The following is a 19444-nucleotide window of genomic DNA, read 5'->3' as shown; positions in this document are numbered from 1 at the left end:
TTGATGCATATGGGGTTAGATGCCTATGTTGTAGGTGAAACGGTAACCCCTAGCCTGCAGGAAGATGATATTTTAATAATTGCTTCTGGATCGGGTGAAACGAAAAGTCTCGTTTCAATGGCAGAGAAGGCTAAATCAATCAATGCCACTGTTGCAGTTGTAACGATTTCTCCGGAATCGACCATTGGCAGATTAAGTGATGTAGCAATTAAAATCCCTGCTAAACCAAAAGCGGGTGCGGATAGTGATTACAAAACCATTCAACCGATGGGATCTTTATTTGAGCAAACCCTCCTCCTTTTCTTTGATGCCTCCATCTTAAGGATCATGAATAAGAAGGAATTAGAATCCGGGGTTATGTATGGCAGACATGCAAATTTAGAATAGAAAAGGTTAACCTTTAACAAGAAAATCAATAAAGATATAGCTAGATTTTGAGGTTTCTTAACAAGTAATTCATTATACTTTGTTAAGATAACCTTTTTTTATGGATCCTATGAAATATTATATTTAGAAAAATAAAAGATAAAAGATTATAGTGGTATTTACTGCATCAAGAATATAAGTTCTTATTTTTATCAATAAAAGTACCTATTGACTACGAATAGGTACTTTTATTGAAACTGCTAAAAAACTTTTTGAAAATAATCACTGTGCCTTACCTATTAAACTTAATATACGTCACGTTGGTAACGCCCTTGCTTTTGCATATCATTTAGATACGCTTCAGCTGATTCACGGGTCATCATACCTTCTTTTTCAATCACGTTAATAAGCGTTTCATTGACGTCCTTCGCCATATGTTCCTTATCCCCGCAAACGTAGAAATAAGCTCCGTTTTCAATCCATTCAAATAATTCTTTGCTATGTTCGAGCATTTTATGCTGCACATATACCTTTTGAGCGGTATCTCGAGAGAATGCAGTCTCTAATCTTGTCAGTACCCTATTTTTTTGAAATTTTTCTAACTCGTTTTGATAAAGAAAGTCAGTTGCTGAATGCTGATCTCCAAAGAATAGCCATGATCTGCCTGTTGCTTCATTCATTGCACGTTCTTGGATAAAGGAACGGAAAGGTGCAATCCCTGTCCCTGGACCAACCATAATAATATCCTTGTCTTGGGACTCTGGTAAATGGAAGTGTTTATTAGCTTGAACAAAGACTGGAAGTGTATCTCCTTCTTGAATACGTTCAGCACATAAAACAGAACAAACACCTTTTCGATCCCGTCCGAGTGCCGTGTAGCGTACAGCACCGATAGTTAGATGAACTTCATCCGGATGAGCGGTATTGCTGCTTGCAATCGAATAGAGCCGCGGCGTCATTTTTCTTAATAAAGATACTATGTCTTGAATAGAAGCCTTCCATGGACCAAAATCACGTAACATATCAAGCAAATCAAGGCCATAGCAATATTCCTTTAATTGGTTTGCATTTTCAGCCAACACAAGCTTTTGCAGTTCTTCGTTTTCTGTAAATGCTGATGCCTGTTGTAGAATCTTCTTCGTCAGCAGTGTAATTTCAAAGTAGGTTGTCAGCGCTTCCTTCAATGGCAGTGTCTCACCCTGCTTACCAACGGTAACAATCTCTTCTCCATCCCCTCCAATTTCCTCAAGAAGGGAAGCCACAAGTTCTGGATCATTTGCGGGGATTATGCCAAGTACATCACCTGGGTTATAACAAAGGTCTGAGCCTTTTAATGATAATTCAATATGCCTTGTTTCTTTGCTGGCTCCCGTTCCATTTAAATTAATATTTTTAAGAACCTTCGCTGGAAATGGATTAGTCCTTGAAAAAGATGTTAATACCCTTTTTAGTTTTTTTGTATTTTCGGGTTTTACTTCAGTACCTTGCATCATCGTTCACCTCAGTAGATTGTATAAAAATTATGATTAAACTAAATTAGAAAAAATCAAATAGGTTAACTAAATTCTAACCAACTACACTTGAATATATTGGATTATTCCCTAGTATAGCCATGTAACCGCGTGTCGTCTTTCCCTGTTCCGAAGTTTGTGTAAGCATTTTAAGGGCAACCGATAGTTCAATACGTCGATAAGTCTCCGTCACAAGGCCATTAACATATAGAGACTCCCGACCTTTTCGCAGTATTTCTTTTAATTCATTCGATAACTCCTCAGATCTGCTTAGAGAATCAAGAACATTCTGTTCTGCAGCTGAACAACTTGTAATGCTAATATCAGCCTGATCAACTCTGCCATTTGGTGAGTATGCTAAAGCACTGACGATGCGATGTTGAGCACTACTTATTGTCTCTCTTAGGAACGTAGCAGGCGCAGGGGAAATGTCTTCAACTATCAGGCGAGTTATGCCACGATCATTAATCGCCTCCAATATCTGCTCTGGATCGTCCTCGACCACAACCTCCTTGTGAGGCGGCCAAATATCCATCCAAGAATGGTTCATATGCCGTTGTCCTACATGGAAAACAAAGTTTTCAGGATAGATTCGAAGTCTGCCAGGTTCGTCACCTAATTGAGGTCGATGAAAATCGTAGAATCGCGTTAATGCTGACATAAGCAGAGCACTTGCCCCCATCCCTCCACCAGCTTGTCGTACCACAATCCCAATTCGATCGTTACTGTTAAATCCAGGAAAAACCTCTTCCAAGGAAGATATTTTACCATCAACTTCAAAATTAAAATCAGAATAACTCATGATATTAATTGTGTGCATCGAAATGGCTCCTATCAAAAATTTGTCATTAAAGGTAAGGAAGCGTTCATTAAATAAATGAACGCTTATCTCATAAGATTATAAAAATTTTAATTAACCAATCTCAAAAATTGAATGGTAAATCACGAGCTCGTCCTAGCTTTATATGAAATTCTTTTGCTGTATTTATCATTCAAAACAAGAAGGCAGATTGAAGCTTTCTTACATAAATAATGGCTCAGGCAATCTATGTCCTGTATAAATCGCTTCCCCATCGCTCTCACCATCAAATACAACAGTTGTTTCCGGTGTAAAAATGAATACATCGCCAGCTTCGGCTACATATTTTCTGCCTTGGTCATCACGTACAACAATTTTTCCTTTAACAATCGTCTTAATTTCTAAGAATGTATACGTGAAAGTAAATTCTTCACCCGGCTGCATCGAAAAGTAACCCAATTGTACTGCATTTTGTTGATCTGTTACTGGCACATCGATAATTTGGCTTCTTACTGCCGGGATTCCTAACACATCATTTAGTTCAATCTTCTTATAAGTACCTGCTTTAATTAACTGTACACCAGGCTTTGTGCTTAAATAATTATATTTTGTCGCTGTGTTTTCGCTCATCTTTTTCCACTCCATCTTTAATATTTTTTAATAGAAAGATAAATTAGGTTAAAAGCATAAGTTGTATGTTTAAATTAAAACTTAATCTTAAAATTTTAGCTTACATGAATAAAGGTTCAGGCAATCTATGTCCTGTATAAATCGCTTCCCCATCGCTCTCACCATCAAATACAACAGTTGTTTCCGGTGTAAAAATGAATACATCACCAGCTTCGGCTACATATTTTCTGCCTTGGTCATCACGTACAACAATTTTTCCTTTAACAATCGTCTTAATTTCTAAGAATGTATACGTGAAAGTAAATTCTTCACCCGGCTGCATCGAAAAGTAACCCAATTGTACTGCATTTTGTTGATCTGTTACTGGCACATCGATAATTTGGCTTCTTACTGCCGGGATTCCTAACACATCATTTAGTTCAATCTTCTTATAAGTACCTGCTTTAATTAACTGTACACCAGGCTTTGTGCTTAAATAATTATATTTTGTCGCTGTGTTTTCACTCATTTTTTTAACCCCCATTTTTAAAATTTTCTGTCTTTGCTGTAAGTATGATTGTTATAAATCCTTTTATGTTAAATGTATTCTTCAGATGCATTCATTCCTTCATAAGTACCGGCATCCATTATTTAAGGTCTGCCAATACAGTCAGAGAAGGAAATTCTTCATAAATCCCCTGATTGATAACATCGTGGTGTACTAATTTCTACAACATCAATATAATCTTCTACCTCTCTCATCCATTTTTTTGCTTTCGGAATGTTTACGAGATCTAGTGTTAATTGAAGTTCTAAAAATTTTTCACCCCTTATGGTTTGACATAGCCTTATTATAATTTTAAATTTTCAGAAAAAAAAGTATGCACTTTTTAATCATATAGTGTCGAATTCTATACTAAGGTAATGATTTCAAAATATTTTCCAGATAAACCAAATAATAGTTTGAATATTTTCAAAATTCGTTTTAATATATGATTACTAAGATACATTATTAAATTACCAACAGTCTTAATAATAAATGAAAAAGCGAATATGAAAGGAGATTATATGAAATTTAAAACACAACTCTTTTTATGTTTTGGAATTATTTATGGGCTTTATGCAGTACTTCATATTTCCCTTTGGGTAAAAATGGATAACCTAAACAAAGAAATGGATAGTTCAACAAAAAGTTATAAAGTCCTTAATTTAACCAACATTCTTCTTGATGAATTGAATAAATACATTAAAGATTCAAGGGAACTTTTTGCAAATCCACCTCAAGAACTGAAAGAACAAATTACTCATGAGCGAAATCAAGCATTTAAGAATGTTAACAAAACAATAGCTGACCTTCAAAAATTCGATTCACCCCAGGAAACCCAGGATATTATTAAAAAATTAGAATTATCTATACAAAACTATTCTGAAATTGAAAAAGAAAAGGATGAATTAATTAATGAAGGTAATCTCCGGGAAGTAAGTCAACTGTACTGGTTTCACGCTCAAAAAGCTGCCGAAAAAATGCTCCAAGTCTCTAAACAATTACAAACCTTACAAAATCAATTAACTTATAAAATTATGATTCAATCGTACAAAGATTATTCTAAAATATCTTCGCTGACAACGAATTATGTAATCCTAGATTATGTGATTGGAAGTATTATGCTTATTTGGATTCTCTTTGCTGTGACGAGAAGACTAAACCAAGTTAGTGCTGTTATGGCTTCCGTTAATTTTGACAGATTAGATAAGTTACCAAGAATAAAAGTTAAAACTAAAGATGAAATTGGAAAAATTGCTATTTCATATAATGAAATGGCTCAAGCTCTTGAAAAGCATACAAAAGATGAGAAAGAACTAAAAAAATCAGCAGAGGAACAAAGCTGGTTAAAAACGAAAGTGGCTGAAATTGCTACCATGTATCCTGGAATAGCTAATTTAGAGACATTAGCACAAATGTTCATTACTAAGATCACACCAATGGCTGGGGCCAATTATGGTGTCTTTTACATAAAACAGGGAGACAAAGATGAAGTGTATTACCAGAAATATGCCGGCTATGCCTATAATAATCAGGTTATTGGTACAGATCGATTTAGTTTAGGGGAAGGCATTGTAGGACAATGCGCATTAGATAACCGCATGACCCTGCTCAAAACAGTGCCTGAGAATTATATTAAGATATCTTCTGGTATCGGGATGGCCTCACCATCGGAAATACTGGTCCTGCCAGCGGAATTTGAAGGTGAAGTACTAGCTGTAATTGAACTAGCTACCTTTGAATCATTTGATAATTTAAACCAATTGATGTTAAAAGAAGTAATTAGTAATCTTGGGATTAACATCAAGAGTATTTTAAGGCATATGCAAGTTGAAAAGCTCCTCCAAGAGTCACAATCTTTAACTGAAGAATTACAGAGTCAATCTCAAGAACTTCAAGCACAGCAAGAAGAGTTAAGAACCGTTAATGAACAACTGGAGGCCCAATATGAAAACTCTGAACAGAAAACAAAGGAACTAGAAAATATCAAAACAATTCTAGAAGAAAAAGCGCAGCAGTTGACCTTAAGCTCTCAATATAAATCAGAATTTCTGGCCAATATGTCTCACGAGCTTCGGACCCCGCTGAACAGCTTGCTAATTTTATCGCAAATTCTAGCTGAAAATACGGATGGGAACCTTACTCCAAAGCAGGCTAACTATGCAGAAACGATATTTTCTTCGGGAAATGATTTATTAAATTTGATTAATGACATATTAGATATAGCAAAAGTTGAAGCCGGTAAAATGGAAATTAGGATAAAAGAAGTAGAACTAGGAGACATAAAAGATTTTATCGAGTCACAATTTTCTCCTGTCGCACGGAAAAAAAATATTCAATTTTCGATTGAATTAGCGCCTGATTTGCCAAAGTTTATTTATACAGATAAACAACGACTAGAACAAATTTTAAAGAATTTATTATCAAATGCATTCAAATTTACCGATAATGGTTTTGTGTCGTTAACGGTTAACAAAGTTGAAATAAAGACATTTTCAAAACAAGACCCGTACCCTGATATACAATTAGTATTTTCTGTTAAGGATTCAGGAATTGGTATTTCACAAGAAAAACATGAAATTATTTTTGATGCTTTTAAACAAGCAGATGGTACAATTAATCGCAAGTTTGGAGGAACTGGATTAGGTCTTTCCATTAGCAGAGAATTATCCCATTTATTAGGCGGCTTTATAGAAGTAGATAGCAGAGAAGGAGATGGAAGTACCTTTTCTTTGTATTTGCCTAACAAGAAAAATATAAAAAAAATAGGCATATCAAACGCTGAGTCCGAGGTAGCAGCCGCACTTTTAGAGGATTCGTCCCTGCCTGTAAATTCTCCGGTTTTCGACATAAAATCTGATAGATCATCCGTCTTGAAAAATGATAGGAAGGCATTACTGCAAGGTAAAAAAATACTCGTAGTAGATGATGATATACGTAATATTTTTGCCATTACAACTGCTCTTGAAAATTATCAAGTTGAGGTTTTGTTTGCGGAAAATGGAAGTGAGGGAATTTCTATTCTCCAAAGGAATCCAGACATCGATCTTGTACTCATGGATATCATGATGCCCGAAATGGATGGTTTTGAAGCGATTCAAATTATTCGCTCTATTCCTGATTTTCAAAACATACCTATTATTGCACTTACAGCTAAGGCGATGAAGTATGATCGTGACCAATGCATTGAAGCTGGAGCCTCCGATTATATTAGTAAACCAGTAAATTTAAAACAATTAATTTCTATCATGAGAGTATGGCTTTATGATAAATAGGAATGAAAAAAGAATCTGGAGTTATAAAATATGAATAATATAGATAAGAGTTATCATTCCGATCCAGAAGAAATTGAAATAGAACTGTTACTTGAAGGAATTTACCGCTACTATGGATTTGATTTTAGAAACTATTCCTTACCATTTTTAAATCGCAGAATACGTGACCGAATTCGCGCTGAGAAAGTTTCCAGTATTTCGGGTTTACAAGAAAAGCTTTTCCAAGATCCTTTCGTAATGAAAAAAATGATTGCCGATTTTTCGATTACTGTTACAGAAATGTTTCGCGATCCGGGTTATTTCCTATCGTTCCGAAAAAATATCGTCCCTTTTCTCAAGACCTTACCTTATATTCGTATTTGGCATGCCGGATGTTCTACTGGCGAAGAAGTATTTTCAATGGCCATCCTATTACACGAAGAGGGCTTATATGAGAAGACAAGAATTTATGCAACAGACATGAATGAAAGCGTTTTGAGAAAAGGGAAAAGCGGTCAATTCTCTTTAAACAAAATGCAATTATATACTAAAAATTACCTTGCAGCTGGAGGTAAGCGAGCTTTCTCTGAGTATTATACAGCTGAAAATGAAAATGCTACATTTCATTCTTTTCTGACAAAAAATGTTGTTTTTGCACAGCATAATTTAGCCATCGATCGGTCATTTAATGAATTTCATGTGATAATTTGCAGGAACGTGCTGATCTATTTTAATAAAGTACTACAAAATCGGGTATACAATCTTCTTAATGAAAGCCTATGCTCATCTGGTTTTCTTGGTTTAGGAAGTAAAGAAGGAATTAAGTTTACAAGCATTGCAAATTACTATAAGGAGGTTGATCCATTTGAGAAGCTCTACCAGAAGATTAAGTAAATTTGAACCAAATCAAGTTAGCACATTAGATTTTCAGGAAAGCAATACTAAAGAAAATGAGCTGCAAATTAAACAAAAAATTAATATCTTAATGGTCGATGATCACCCCCAAAATTTGCTCGCATTAGAAGCTGTCCTTAATTCTCCTGATTATAACTTGGTCAGCGCGAGTTCCGGCGAGGAAGCATTAAAATGTGTTCTTAGACAGGATTTTGCAGTTATTTTATTAGATGTACAGATGCCTGGTTTAAATGGGTATGAAACGGCCAAACTCATTAAAGAAAGAGAAAAATCCAAGTACATTTCTATTATTTTTATTACTGCAATTAATGATTCAACGGAACATGTATTAAAGGGGTATAGCCTGGGTGCAGTAGACTATATCATTAAACCCTTTCATCCGGAAACATTAAAATTAAAGGTGCAAGAATTTGTAAAAATTTATCAAAACCACGAAAAAGTGAAGATTCAAAGTGAGCGGCGTCAATCTGAACTTAAAGTGGTGAATGCAAAGTTAGAACGTACCACCTCAGATCTACGGAAAAATGAAACCTTATCAAAGGTTATTGGTGAAACACTATTGGATACGATCATTACTTTTGATCGTAGAGGATGTATTTTATCAGTGAATCCGGCGGTAGAAAAAATGTTTGGATATTCGTCAGAAGAATTATTGGAAAAAAATATCATGAAACTTCTACCAGAGATTAAATATAATACGGAAGAAACGACCCCATTTCATGTAAAATCACTAAATAAATGGGTAGGGCAACTCTTTGAAGCGCTAGCCAAAAACAAAAACCAAGAAAGTTTTCCTGTAGATATTCAAATTGGTGAAGCAAAAATAGAGGATGAACAAATTTTTGTTGTTTCGATTCGAGATATCACTATACGTAAGAAAAAGGATATTGAAAAAATAGAACAATATAATATTCTCGAAAAACTAGTTAAAGAAAGAACTCAAGAACTTTTATTAGCTAACGAACAGCTTAGAAAAGAAATTGATGATCGAAAAAAAATAGAAGAAGATCTTCGGTTATCCCAAGAACATTTTTATAAAATATTTGAATCCAGCCCATGTTTGATTGAGATCCGATCTTTGAAAAATAGAAGATATATAAATGTGAATTCGAGTTGGTTAAACCATACTGGATATTCCAATGATGAGATCATGGATCAAAACGAATCACTTTTGGAGCTTACTACTAATTTAAACGATGAAGAAATTCAAAGTATCGAAAATCAGGAATATATAAGAAATGCAAAAATCCAATATAAAACAAGGTCTGGAGAATTACGGGAAGGTTTGTTGTCGACTGAAATTTTTGAAATTCAAGGGGAACCTTGCATCATGAGAGTCATTACAGATATTACTGAGAGCGTCCGTCTTGAACGAGAAATGACCCGCCTGGACCGATTAAATCTTATTGGGGCTATGGCAGCTGGTATTGCACATGAAATAAGAAATCCTATGACCACAGTCAGAGGATTTTTAGAATTGTCTAAAAGCGATCCAAAACATTTAACGATAAAATATATTGATTTAATGTTGGCAGAATTGAATCGAGCCAATTCAATCATTACTGAATATCTAAATTTGGCAAAAAATAAGTTAAGTCATAAAACGCTTCAAAATCTTAACCCTATAATTGAAGGACTTTACCCTTTAATACAGGCAGAGGCTTTGAGAACAGGAAAATCGATTACCCTTCAACTAAATGATTGCCCTGAATTATTAATCGATGAAAAGGAAATAAGCCAATTAATCTTAAATTTATCATTAAATGGTTTAGATGCAATGAAATCCGGTGGAAAACTAAAGATAAAAACATACGCTGAGGATACAACAACTGTCTTAGAAATAAAAGATGAAGGTTGTGGAATTAAGTCTGAATTTCATAAAGAAATTGGAACTCCTTTTTTTACAACGAAGGATACAGGTACGGGGCTGGGGTTAGCGATATGCTATAGTATTGCTAAACGTCATAAAGCTAAAATCGATTTTATTACCGATGAACAAGGAACTGCCTTTTTTACTAGGTTTTACGAAACGGAGAAGGAATTAATCTCCAAGGGATATAAAAATAAGCTACTTCGTGAATGATTCAAAATTAAGCGCATTAGCTTCGACCTTCGTTTCCTTTTCTATTGCTTTATACAACAAAAAGAAAAGCCAGCATTATAAAGAGCTGGCTTTACTCTATAAGTTATCATAATGATTTGTTTCTTATTTTTGAAGGAGCTTCTCTAGTTCCAATTTTTCTGATTCGAAACCGGGTTTTCCAAGTAAAGCAAACATGTTTCTCTTATAAGCCTCAACTCCGGGCTGATCAAATGGATTTACCCCGAGAATATACGCGCTTATTCCGCATGCCTTCTGGAAGAAGTAAACCAATTCACCAAAATTATATTCATTTATTTGATCTAATTCCACCAGAAGGTTTGGCACTCCCCCGTCGATATGGGCCAAGACGGTTCCTTCAAATGCTTTTTTATTAACTTCATCCATTGTTTTACCCGCTAGAAAATTTAGACCATCTATATTTTCTGGGTCTTCCTCAATCGTTAATTCAATTTTGGGGCTATTCACCTGCAATACTGTCTCTAGCAGGTTTCGCTTTCCTTCTTGTATAAATTGCCCCATTGAATGCAAGTCTGTGGTAAACTCCACCGAAGCTGGGAACAATCCCTTTTGATCTTTTCCTTCACTTTCACCAAAAAGCTGCTTCCACCATTCTGATAGATAACGTAAAGAAGGTTCATAGGTTACCAGCAATTCGTTACTGATCCCTTTTGAATATAAAATATTGCGAACAGCAGCATACTGATAACAATCGTTGGTCTGGACATCTGGATTGTTGTATTTATAATACGCATCTTTTGCCCCAAGCATTATTTGGTCAATATCTAAACCCGCAGCAGCAATTGGAAGAAGTCCTACTGAAGTTAGTACAGAATAGCGGCCGCCAATGTTATCGGGGATAACAAATGCTTCATAACCTTCTTTATCGGCAAGTTTTTTTAAAGCTCCTTTAGATTCATCGGTTGTGACAAAAATACGCTGCCTTGCTTCTTGTTTTCCATACTTGTTTTCCAAATAGTTGCGTAAAATGCGGAACGCAATAGCCGGCTCGGTTGTTGTTCCTGATTTAGAAATTACATTTATTGAGATATCCTTATCCTTTAACAGTTCCAACAAATGGGCAAGATATGTTGAACTAATGTTTTGTCCAGCGAAATATACTTGAGTTTTTTGACCTATTTGATTATGAAAACTATGTGATAAGGATTCAATTGCCGCTCTAGCCCCTAGATAGGATCCGCCAATACCAATCACAACTAAAGCATCTGAGTTGTTTTGAATCCGCGCAGCAGCTTTCTTTACCCGAGCAAATTCATCCTTATCGTAAAGGATCGGCCAATCCACCCATCCAACGAAATCAGAACCTGCCCCATTCTTTTCATGCAGCCACGAATGGGCTTGGTAAATAAAATTTTTCAAATGACTAATTTCACTATCTTTCATAAATCCCAGGGCATTTGTGTAATCAAAAGAAATAGACATACGTACTTTCTCCTTTTAATTCATTATCGGACATTCTTTTAATGATAAACAGCAATAGCATGAGCTATTAGCATTACAACAACTCCAGCGGCCAATGCTATATAAGGCAAAATGCCAGCTCGTTTCTCACTTGAAACATTTCCATCAACTCCATCCGACATTCCTTCCTGAAATTTTCCTTTGTCAATCAGGTAATGTCTATAGACAAACAATGGTATGACAATTGCTGCGCTAACTAAACCTGCCCAAAGAGTACCTGGTCCCCAAATGTCAGCACCCATCCCTAAAAAAGCAATATTAACAAATGCAAATACAACATTTAATCCTAAAAGCCAATTTGGCGCTTTAAATGGACGGGACCAATTTGACCGGTCCATTCGATGAATCCATCCGGAATTAAGGTTTAGAAAGTTAAAGAGCAAATAATTTACATTTGAAATTGCAAGCACGAATGTGTAATCCGACAACGTAAGGAGGAATATGTTTAACAGTAACCCCGCCCACATAGCTCTAGTAGGTGCCCCGTTTTTATTCACACCTGACAGGTACTTTGGCAACCACCCATCCACGGATGCCTGGTACAGTGTACGGGATGCTCCACCCATTGACGTCATGATTGATAACATAAGGGCCAATACTAACAACAGAATAATAATCGTACCTATGACGATTCCGCCACCAATCATACTAGCCATAGCATTTCCAACCCCTTCACCGCTCACAACCCCAGGATCAAGCAGCCCTTTAAGACCCAGTGCGTTCTGAAAAGAGAACGGAACAATCGTAAACATCACGAAACACAATAAACCTGCAGAGACAATGGCTCTAAATGTGTCTTTTTTTGGATTTTTGAATTCACTTGTATAACAAATGGCCGTTTCAAATGCATAAGTAGACCAAGCAGCTAAAAACATTCCTCCAAAAAGTAATGTAAAACCCGCCATATCCCAAGAACCAGATATTGGATTCATTGGTAATAGATGATCTAATCGAATACCATTTATAAAAATTGGAATAATACCGACTAAAATTAATGGCAGAAGTGCAACAATCGCCAATATTTTTTGAAAACGTGCAGCCTTAAGTACACCTAAATTTTGGATAGCAAAAATCATAAATAGGATTAAAACTGCAAGAAGGAAACTTCCATTAATACGCATTGTTAAATCTGGCCTAATCCATTCCAAGTTTAATAGAGTAATGTTCCAGGAAGTAAAAGCGGAACCAGGAAAAAAACTTTGTAAAATGTAGCCTGCCGCCAGCGAAGTACCAAGAGCTAATACTGGAGTCCAGGCTAACCAGTTACACCATACTGATATTGCAGCTGCAAATTTTGAATATCTTACCCATCCCATAGCACCATAAACTGACGCACCGCCCGATTTATTAGGGAATAATCCTGCAATTTCTGCATAAGTAAACGCTTGAAGAAATCCCATCGATATCGATAGTGCCCAGACTAACCAAGAGATATTTCCAACTGTGGCGGCAATTGCTCCAATTGAAAATAATAATAAGGCTGGTACCCCGCTAGAAAACCAAAATGCATCCTTCCAAGATAAAGTCCTTTGCAACTCAGCTTGAGATACTGGCAGACTATCAACTTGTGGAACCGAATTTTGTAAGACTGCTGCAGTATTTGATTCTTTCGCACTCATAAACAACTTACCTCCTAGTTTTATATATATTCGCAATATTCTGTAAAATCATAACAGACAATATCCCCCAATACCCTTGATAAAAATACATCAATCAATATTATTAAATTTAAAAAGGGAATCATTAGGATAAAAGCAGAAAATCTTTAATTGATTTTCTGCTAAAGAATAGAGTTGTTTATTTTTTTATTCCTATAGGAAGTAATATGAAAAAAGAATAAGATTTATATATAGAAGAAGCAATCTATAAATCTAATACTAACGGTCCTTTTTTTGCTCTTGATATACAACATAAAATCACATTTTTTTCTTGTTTTTCTTTATCAGTCAGGAAGATATCCCGATGATCTACTTCACCTTCTAATACATCAATTTGACACGTTCCGCATCCACCGATTTTACATGAGTACGGTGCATCGATATTATGTTTCAACAAAACATCCAGCAAATTTTCCCCTTCAGGAACTTGAAGTACCATGTTGCTTTTGTTTAGTTTTACATCGAATGGGTGCATTGGGCCCATATCCGGCGGCGTAAATAGTTCAAAATGAATGCTCTTTTCAGGGTACCCATATGCTTTTGCTGCTTCTGAATATTGCCTTACCATTGTTTCTGGCCCGCAAAAATACACATGTGTTCCAATTGGCTGCTCTTTCATTAACTCTGTTGTCATTTTTCGTCCTTCTCTTGAAAAGTAAAAATATGTTTCATCTGAATAATTGGAAAGGAGAAATGGATAAAATGCACACAGCTCTTTTGAAGGAGAAGCATAATGCAATTCAAATGATTTCGACTTCTTTTTTAATTCTGCTGCCATAGCAAGAAAAGGAGTAATACCAATTCCAGCTGCGATGAAGACATGGTGTCTAGCCTTAAAACTTAACGAAAAATGATTTTTCGGGTAACTAATTTCGAGCTTATCACCAGTTTTTATCGAATCATGCCAATAGACTGAACCACCCTTTGATTCATCACTGCGGCGGATCGCAATTTTATAGGAATCTGTATCGTCCGGATCATTAGTTAATGAATAATGACGTTCGATTAATCCTTTATCATGCCGGATACGGGTTGTAATATGTGATCCCCCGCTAGAACGTGGCAAACTTGACCCATTTACTGCTTTTAATGTAAAACTTTTTACTTGTGGGGATTCAATTTTAATTTCTTCGACAACGACTTCTAGTGCTCCAGCTGACATCCTTCTCACATCCCACTTATTTTATTTAGCCTGGATATACCCCAAGTAAGAATCTAGTCTTTTTGAAAAATGTTTTGAAACATCAAGAACTGTATTACAATGCGAACATGTTATTTCATTACTATCTATTTCGGCTTTATTATAAGAGTAACATTTTACACAATATACTCTTTTCCCTTCTTCATCAGACCCATGATAATGGATTTCCTCATCTGTAAAACCAACTGAACTTGCAATCTCTTTTATCTGTCTTATCATTGACCATGGACCGGAAATGAAGATCCTTGTACCAATCAATTGTCCATTAAGCAGAGACTCCACTTTATCATTTTCAAATGAAGAGACATAATTTATTTTATTGCTGGTTTTATGTTGAATATTGTCTATCATTTTACCTTGCTGCCGATCCGTCTTAACATAAATTTCAGTCTCAATATTATTTTGAGAAAGCATATCTATCGTTGCCAGGCTATTAAAAAGATTTGACTCATCAATTAGAAACAATACTTTCCTGCATTTAGATTGCCCCTCAAGAAATGGATGTATTAAGCTTTTAATTGCTTGCATTTTGCTCCCTCCTATCAGATTGGAGAAGAAATTTTTATTTTATTTTCCAAATAACTCACAATTTTCTCTTTATAGGAAATAAACCCCTTATATTCAGCCAATTCATCTGGCAAGTCTAGGAGCACATTATAAAACTGATTCATCCATTGGTGGTTTTTACATAATTCATCAAGAGAAATTAAATGGGTATGAATACCAAAAAGAATTCCATTACTGCCAGGGAGACGGAATAGTCTCTGATCTTCAACTCTTAAATAGACTAGTTCTCCCACATTATCAACAGTAACTTGTTCCTTTTTATGGCCCCACTCATCAAAATTTTCCGGTGCAGTGTCTAGAACTGGCTCCACCGTTATTGTCCAGTTAAACCGAGTCCAAGGTTTCCCCGCCTCAATTCTCATGATAAAGCCGCGGACCTTTTCTGCTAAACCGCTTCCAGAAAAGGCTTTTGGAACTGGGGAATGAATAGATAAAAAATCCATCCCAAGGTCAAAAGCAAGTGACCAATTGGCAGGAAAAGCTAATTGCCCGGCTTCTAAATACAAATCTCCATCCCGTTGGCCAAGATAAATTAAATCTTCTTGAACATGACGCCCAATAAAATCCAGAGGTTCATATGGTAAAGTTTGTGCATCCCCAAAAGTAAAGGTTTGTTCTTCACCCAGCAAATGATTAATAAAGGTCCATCTATTTCCGTCTTTATTTAAACTGAAATAGTTCGGATGGGCTGAGGCCATCTCATTCATAATCATTTCTAGTATCTCCCACTGTGCCTCCATCGAGTGTTCTAAAGATTGATAAGTCCTGTCTGGAACCGTTTCTAACAAATGCCGTTTCAATTCAATCTCCTCGAAATATTCGGGTGTAATATCTAGTAATCTCCCAGATTCAAGAGAAGCTGCATTATTAGAATAGCGGTAGGAGTTTCCTTTGAACGGAAATGGAACACGTTCGACCAAAGGTTGATCTGGAATAAGTTCTTTGTTTACTGAAAGACTATTTTTTGGCATCATTTATCCTCCCTTTAAATAAAAAACTTAAACTTTTAATGAATAATCTTAATTTTACACAAAAAAAAATAAAGAGAAATGTAATTTTCCCGAATATTGGGAAAATTCATTTTAAAATTACTTACCAATTTTGAAATGAATACTAACCTTAATCGCCTATAAAGCATCCGATTATCTTGGTTTTATCCATCCTAATTCTTTAGAAACTTCTTCTGCTGCTTTTTTTATCTCATATATATATCTTTTAACTTGTTGATCTCTAAATCTCTCTTCCTGACCGCCTATACTAATAGAAGCAACTACATCACCTTCCCAGGAAAAAATAGGTGCTGCTATACTAACCGTTCCTTTTGTAATCTCTCCATATGAAATAGCAAACCCTGATTCCTTAATGTTCCGCAGTTCACATTCAAATTTCTTACTGTCGACTATTTTTCCTTGTTCGACAAGAGCTCGTATAATTTGAAGCTTCATTCTATTTTTCATATGTGCTAAAATTACTTTTTTGGAAGCACCAGTACATAATGGTGTCCTCCTACCAATAGGCTCAATTGATTTTAATAGTAATTCACAATCAACACATTCAATTAAAACACCCTCATTGCCTTCCGGAACAGTCAAAAAAACGCTCTCTTTTATTCTCTTCGTTAATTCTCCCATAATTGGAAGAGCGCTGTTTCGTACCAATAAATTATCCCTTATTGAGAGTCCTAGTTGCATCAAATTCAAACCTAATCGGAATTTTTTGGTTTCTTTATTCTTAAATACGAATCCATTTTCCGAAAGACTAGAAAGTAATCTATGCACGGTTTGAATTGGAATGTCTAATTCGCGACTTACTTCAGTTGCACTCCACTCTTCCTTCTCTTCATTAGGGATGATAGTAGTTAGCAACGTCATCGTCTTCCGAATCACCTCCGACATAACATCTCTCCCTTTCCTTAGATAAAATTTCTAAAATAGCAGGAATAACTTAAAGGTAGTTTATGTTCAGAGTTTAAACTCGACATTTATTGGATGTAATTTAATCCTTACTATCAAGAGAAGAGAAGGAAATCGTTCATCTTCCCTCTCTTCTAATTACACAAATATTTATTTACTCACAATGGACCTAATATAACGAAGCAGGTATTTTCTCCTCTTCATAAATATCCTCTTGATTTGCTTCAGCAGCGAATCTTTCTTCCGGTGCATCTTTGTTGATGCGGTATCTTGCCCACACATAGTAATAAACTACCGCTAAAGCAAAGATGCCAACACTTATAAAGAAAAAGAGCGGGTCTTTAAAAATACTTGAAAACAATGCGATTACACTAAGGATAATTGACACAATAGGAACAACTGGATAGAATGGTGCTTTATATGGACGGGCAAGGTTTGGTTCTTTTTTTCGTAAAATGATAAGTGACAAATTCATCATAATGTAAGAAACTAACGCCCCAAAAGTGGCAATTAAAATCAAGCGATCCGGATTAAACAACAGTACAAAAATGAATCCCAATACCCCGGGAACAAGTATGGCCATATAGGGAGTACGGCGTTTTTGGTTTAATTTAGATAAAAATGCAGGAAAGTAACCTGCTCTGGATAGTGCGAAGGTTTGACGAGAATATGCCAAAATGGCTCCCGCTAAACTAGAAAGCATACCGAATAATCCTACTACAGATAGAACACTAATGAGCCAAGAGTTTTTATCAACACCTTGAGCAATAGCATAGGAAAGCGGGTTTGCTTCTTTTGAAGCACCTACATTACCTCCAAGACCAACCGTAACGGTAACTACGAGAAACGCAAGGATTACAAGTGTATAAATTGCCCTCATAATGCCTTTAGGCATATCTTTAACTGGATTGCGGCACTCTTCTGACAGCATTGGTAACATTTCCATACAGATATACAACCACATCGCATATGGAAGCGCTGCCCAAATACCTGAAATTCCTCCCGGAATAAGGTTTCCACCGAACAGCTTATCCGCACTAATATGCGGCATGCCATAAAAGGAGAATAGCAGTACAACGCCTACAGATATCGTAACAAGGATCATTTCAATGGTTGCGTATTCATTTACACCTAAAATATGCACGATAAAGAAAAAGATATATAAAACAGCGGCAGCAAGAATAGGATCGATGGCTGGAATTAGAAAATTCACATAATATCCTGCCCCTGAAGTAAATACAGCTGTTCCGACGGCAAACTCCAATGTCACACCTACACCCGTTATAAATCCGGCTAATGGACCAATTGCTCTTCTCGTAAAAGCATAAGCCCCTCCAGCATGTGGCATGGTTGTGGCAAGCTCCGAAAGAGATAAACATAAGGTTACATACATGACCCCAATTATTGCAGTAGCAATTAACATTCCGACATAACCAGATTCAGCTAAACCATAATTCCATCCGAAATAGGAACCAGAAATAACGATCCCCACTCCTAAGCCCCAAATTTGAATAGGTCCCAACACTTTTTTTAATTCTAAATTATTATTCGTACTCACAAGCTTCCTCCTATATTTGTTTCTCTAAATTTTTCAAATAGGCGATTCTGACGTTTAACGTTTATTACCTTATAGTTAAGGTCAAAAAATATCCTCCCTGAAAAGCTTAGCGAAAACAGTTTTATTGTAAAAAATATATAGACTGCTCTGTACTTTTACTCTGAAGCTGCTGTAAGGGGTTTATAATAAAATCAACGTTAAGGATTATTCATGGTGGTGATGTTCATTTTGAACATTCTGACTGCCGGCTGCCGGAATATTTTCAAATTGTGCAAAAGTAAGTATAATCATAGCGGATATGACGGATGTAACAATCCAAGGAAATGTACGAGGATAAAGAGAAATTGATTCTTGATTCTTTTTTAAATCAGAGTTGATTAATAAAATAATGAATAAGAAGCTTAAAATAAAGAGAACATCGGTGAATACCAGCATAAGAGCATAGTTATCTGAAGGAAGCATTACTCCTAACATTGCTCCCATCATTCCTCCCATAATTCCTGCTGCAATCCCTTCTACTAACGTATGAAGGCTAAAAACCCTTCCTGCTATAACTCCTACGATCAGACTGAAACTGATCCCTGCAATGGTGGACAGAGTTAAATCTCCTTTCACCGCAATGCCTGCAATTAAACCTGCCAATAAGCTGCTTGCCATGACTAAAACCATTACAACTGTCATAGCTGTCATATTGCTTAGCTGGTTTCTTGTTTGATAAAGCTTCATGGTGATGATAATAGTATAAAATATAACGAGTACCGTACTTGCGACTAGTAACATATAATTCCCTCCGGTATCTTCGAATCATCGATAGTCTGCATTTACTTACAAGGTGAAGAAGGAGCTGGATTAAGCTCCATTCCTTCTTCATAGACCCTTTTACTTATGGCAGCTTGAATTTGAATGACAGCTTGTGCCTTTTTCTGGGCGTGGAAGGTCTAACGCTGGGTTACCATCAAAGAATCC

The 19444-nt window shown here is 35.9% G+C and carries 16 protein-coding genes and 1 pseudogene; 4 read left to right on the top strand and 13 right to left on the bottom strand.

Annotation, left to right across the window (positions count from 1 at the left end; genetic code table 11):
- A partial coding sequence (gene hxlB, locus KHB02_RS27440; protein ID WP_241114136.1) for a 6-phospho-3-hexuloisomerase occupies positions 1 to 387 on the top strand: 387 nt, incomplete at its 5' end.
- Positions 388 to 671: 284 nt separating this feature from the next.
- Here hxlB and KHB02_RS27435 read toward each other — a convergent pair.
- From KHB02_RS27435 to KHB02_RS27415, 5 genes and pseudogenes are all read right to left on the bottom strand, one after another.
- Complete coding sequence (locus tag KHB02_RS27435) at positions 672 to 1859, bottom strand: sulfite reductase subunit alpha (RefSeq protein ID WP_241114135.1); 1188 nt, start codon at positions 1857 to 1859, stop codon at positions 672 to 674.
- Between the two features lie 73 nt (positions 1860 to 1932).
- Positions 1933 to 2697 (bottom strand): hypothetical protein, encoded by a 765-nt coding sequence (locus KHB02_RS27430; protein WP_213147541.1) that lies wholly within the window; start codon positions 2695 to 2697, stop codon positions 1933 to 1935.
- 201 nt (positions 2698 to 2898) lie between these two features.
- Positions 2899 to 3306: a cupin domain-containing protein gene (locus KHB02_RS27425; protein ID WP_213147542.1), complete on the bottom strand. Its 408-nt coding sequence runs from the start codon at positions 3304 to 3306 to the stop codon at positions 2899 to 2901.
- Between the two features lie 100 nt (positions 3307 to 3406).
- Positions 3407 to 3814 carry a cupin domain-containing protein gene (locus KHB02_RS27420; RefSeq protein ID WP_213147542.1) on the bottom strand — a complete coding sequence of 136 codons (408 nt, stop codon included), beginning with the start codon at positions 3812 to 3814 and terminating at the stop codon, positions 3407 to 3409.
- Between the two features lie 80 nt (positions 3815 to 3894).
- A pseudogene (locus KHB02_RS27415) lies at positions 3895 to 4047 on the bottom strand (3-hexulose-6-phosphate synthase); the annotation flags it as partial.
- A 306-nt stretch (positions 4048 to 4353) separates the two neighbouring features.
- On the opposite strand from KHB02_RS27415, the gene KHB02_RS27410 reads away from it, so the two are divergent.
- The 3 genes from KHB02_RS27410 to KHB02_RS27400 are packed head-to-tail and all read left to right on the top strand — an operon-like array spanning position 4354 to position 10081.
- A complete protein-coding gene (locus KHB02_RS27410; RefSeq protein ID WP_213147543.1) occupies positions 4354 to 7104 on the top strand; it encodes a response regulator in 2751 nt (916 codons plus the stop codon).
- A gap of 30 nt (positions 7105 to 7134) precedes the next feature.
- Positions 7135 to 7977, top strand: coding sequence for a CheR family methyltransferase (locus KHB02_RS27405; protein ID WP_213147544.1), 843 nt, complete (start codon positions 7135 to 7137; stop codon positions 7975 to 7977).
- Entirely contained in the window at positions 7949 to 10081 is a 2133-nt protein-coding gene (locus tag KHB02_RS27400; protein ID WP_241114134.1) for a PAS domain S-box protein, read from the top strand. Before KHB02_RS27405 ends, KHB02_RS27400 begins: the two co-directional genes overlap by 29 nt.
- Positions 10082 to 10204: 123 nt before the next feature.
- Here the strand turns inward: KHB02_RS27400 and KHB02_RS27395 are convergent, their stop codons facing one another.
- The 8 genes from KHB02_RS27395 to KHB02_RS27360 all read right to left on the bottom strand — a co-directional run bounded on the left by KHB02_RS27395 (position 10205) and on the right by KHB02_RS27360 (position 19258).
- Positions 10205 to 11542, bottom strand: a complete 1338-nt coding sequence (locus tag KHB02_RS27395; RefSeq protein WP_213147545.1) for a glucose-6-phosphate isomerase — start codon at positions 11540 to 11542, stop codon at positions 10205 to 10207.
- A 38-nt stretch (positions 11543 to 11580) separates the two neighbouring features.
- Entirely contained in the window at positions 11581 to 13200 is a 1620-nt protein-coding gene (locus KHB02_RS27390) for a trimethylamine N-oxide permease (protein ID WP_213147546.1), read from the bottom strand.
- A 244-nt stretch (positions 13201 to 13444) separates the two neighbouring features.
- Positions 13445 to 14401, bottom strand: coding sequence for a PDR/VanB family oxidoreductase (locus KHB02_RS27385; protein WP_213147547.1), 957 nt, complete (start codon positions 14399 to 14401; stop codon positions 13445 to 13447).
- 21 nt (positions 14402 to 14422) lie between these two features.
- Entirely contained in the window at positions 14423 to 14968 is a 546-nt protein-coding gene (locus tag KHB02_RS27380; protein ID WP_213147548.1) for a dimethylamine monooxygenase subunit DmmA family protein, read from the bottom strand.
- Between the two features lie 14 nt (positions 14969 to 14982).
- Positions 14983 to 15981, bottom strand: coding sequence for a heme-dependent oxidative N-demethylase family protein (locus KHB02_RS27375; protein WP_213147549.1), 999 nt, complete (start codon positions 15979 to 15981; stop codon positions 14983 to 14985).
- A 168-nt stretch (positions 15982 to 16149) separates the two neighbouring features.
- Positions 16150 to 16878 carry an IclR family transcriptional regulator gene (locus tag KHB02_RS27370; protein ID WP_241114133.1) on the bottom strand — a complete coding sequence of 243 codons (729 nt, stop codon included), beginning with the start codon at positions 16876 to 16878 and terminating at the stop codon, positions 16150 to 16152.
- 211 nt (positions 16879 to 17089) lie between these two features.
- The gene (gene eat, locus KHB02_RS27365; protein ID WP_213147551.1) at positions 17090 to 18478 is read right to left on the bottom strand and encodes an ethanolamine permease; all 1389 of its coding nucleotides are present in this window, start codon (positions 18476 to 18478) and stop codon (positions 17090 to 17092) included.
- Between the two features lie 204 nt (positions 18479 to 18682).
- Positions 18683 to 19258 (bottom strand): hypothetical protein, encoded by a 576-nt coding sequence (locus KHB02_RS27360; RefSeq protein WP_213147552.1) that lies wholly within the window; start codon positions 19256 to 19258, stop codon positions 18683 to 18685.
- Positions 19259 to 19444: the final 186 nt, after the last annotated feature.

The sequence above is a fragment of the Neobacillus citreus genome, from assembly GCF_018343545.2.
Lineage (GTDB): Bacteria > Bacillota > Bacilli > Bacillales > Cytobacillaceae > Neobacillus > Neobacillus citreus.
This window is presented reverse-complemented; position numbering and strand designations above follow the sequence as displayed.

Excerpts from the sequence above, each read along its gene's own strand:
- KHB02_RS27360 (WP_213147552.1), bottom strand. The coding sequence starts at position 19,258 with ATGTTACTAGTCGCAAGTACGGTACTCGTTATATTTTATACTATTATC.
- KHB02_RS27375 (WP_213147549.1), bottom strand. The coding sequence starts at position 15,981 with ATGATGCCAAAAAATAGTCTTTCAGTAAACAAAGAACTTATTCCAGAT.
- KHB02_RS27425 (WP_213147542.1), bottom strand. The coding sequence starts at position 3,306 with ATGAGCGAAAACACAGCGACAAAATATAATTATTTAAGCACAAAGCCT.
- KHB02_RS27430 (WP_213147541.1), bottom strand. The coding sequence starts at position 2,697 with ATGCACACAATTAATATCATGAGTTATTCTGATTTTAATTTTGAAGTT.
- KHB02_RS27420 (WP_213147542.1), bottom strand. The coding sequence starts at position 3,814 with ATGAGTGAAAACACAGCGACAAAATATAATTATTTAAGCACAAAGCCT.
- KHB02_RS27385 (WP_213147547.1), bottom strand. The coding sequence starts at position 14,401 with ATGTCAGCTGGAGCACTAGAAGTCGTTGTCGAAGAAATTAAAATTGAA.
- KHB02_RS27390 (WP_213147546.1), bottom strand. The coding sequence starts at position 13,200 with ATGAGTGCGAAAGAATCAAATACTGCAGCAGTCTTACAAAATTCGGTT.
- KHB02_RS27395 (WP_213147545.1), bottom strand. The coding sequence starts at position 11,542 with ATGTCTATTTCTTTTGATTACACAAATGCCCTGGGATTTATGAAAGAT.
- KHB02_RS27410 (WP_213147543.1), top strand. The coding sequence starts at position 4,354 with ATGAAATTTAAAACACAACTCTTTTTATGTTTTGGAATTATTTATGGG.
- KHB02_RS27435 (WP_241114135.1), bottom strand. The coding sequence starts at position 1,859 with ATGATGCAAGGTACTGAAGTAAAACCCGAAAATACAAAAAAACTAAAA.
- KHB02_RS27380 (WP_213147548.1), bottom strand. The coding sequence starts at position 14,968 with ATGCAAGCAATTAAAAGCTTAATACATCCATTTCTTGAGGGGCAATCT.
- KHB02_RS27405 (WP_213147544.1), top strand. The coding sequence starts at position 7,135 with ATGAATAATATAGATAAGAGTTATCATTCCGATCCAGAAGAAATTGAA.
- KHB02_RS27370 (WP_241114133.1), bottom strand. The coding sequence starts at position 16,878 with ATGACGTTGCTAACTACTATCATCCCTAATGAAGAGAAGGAAGAGTGG.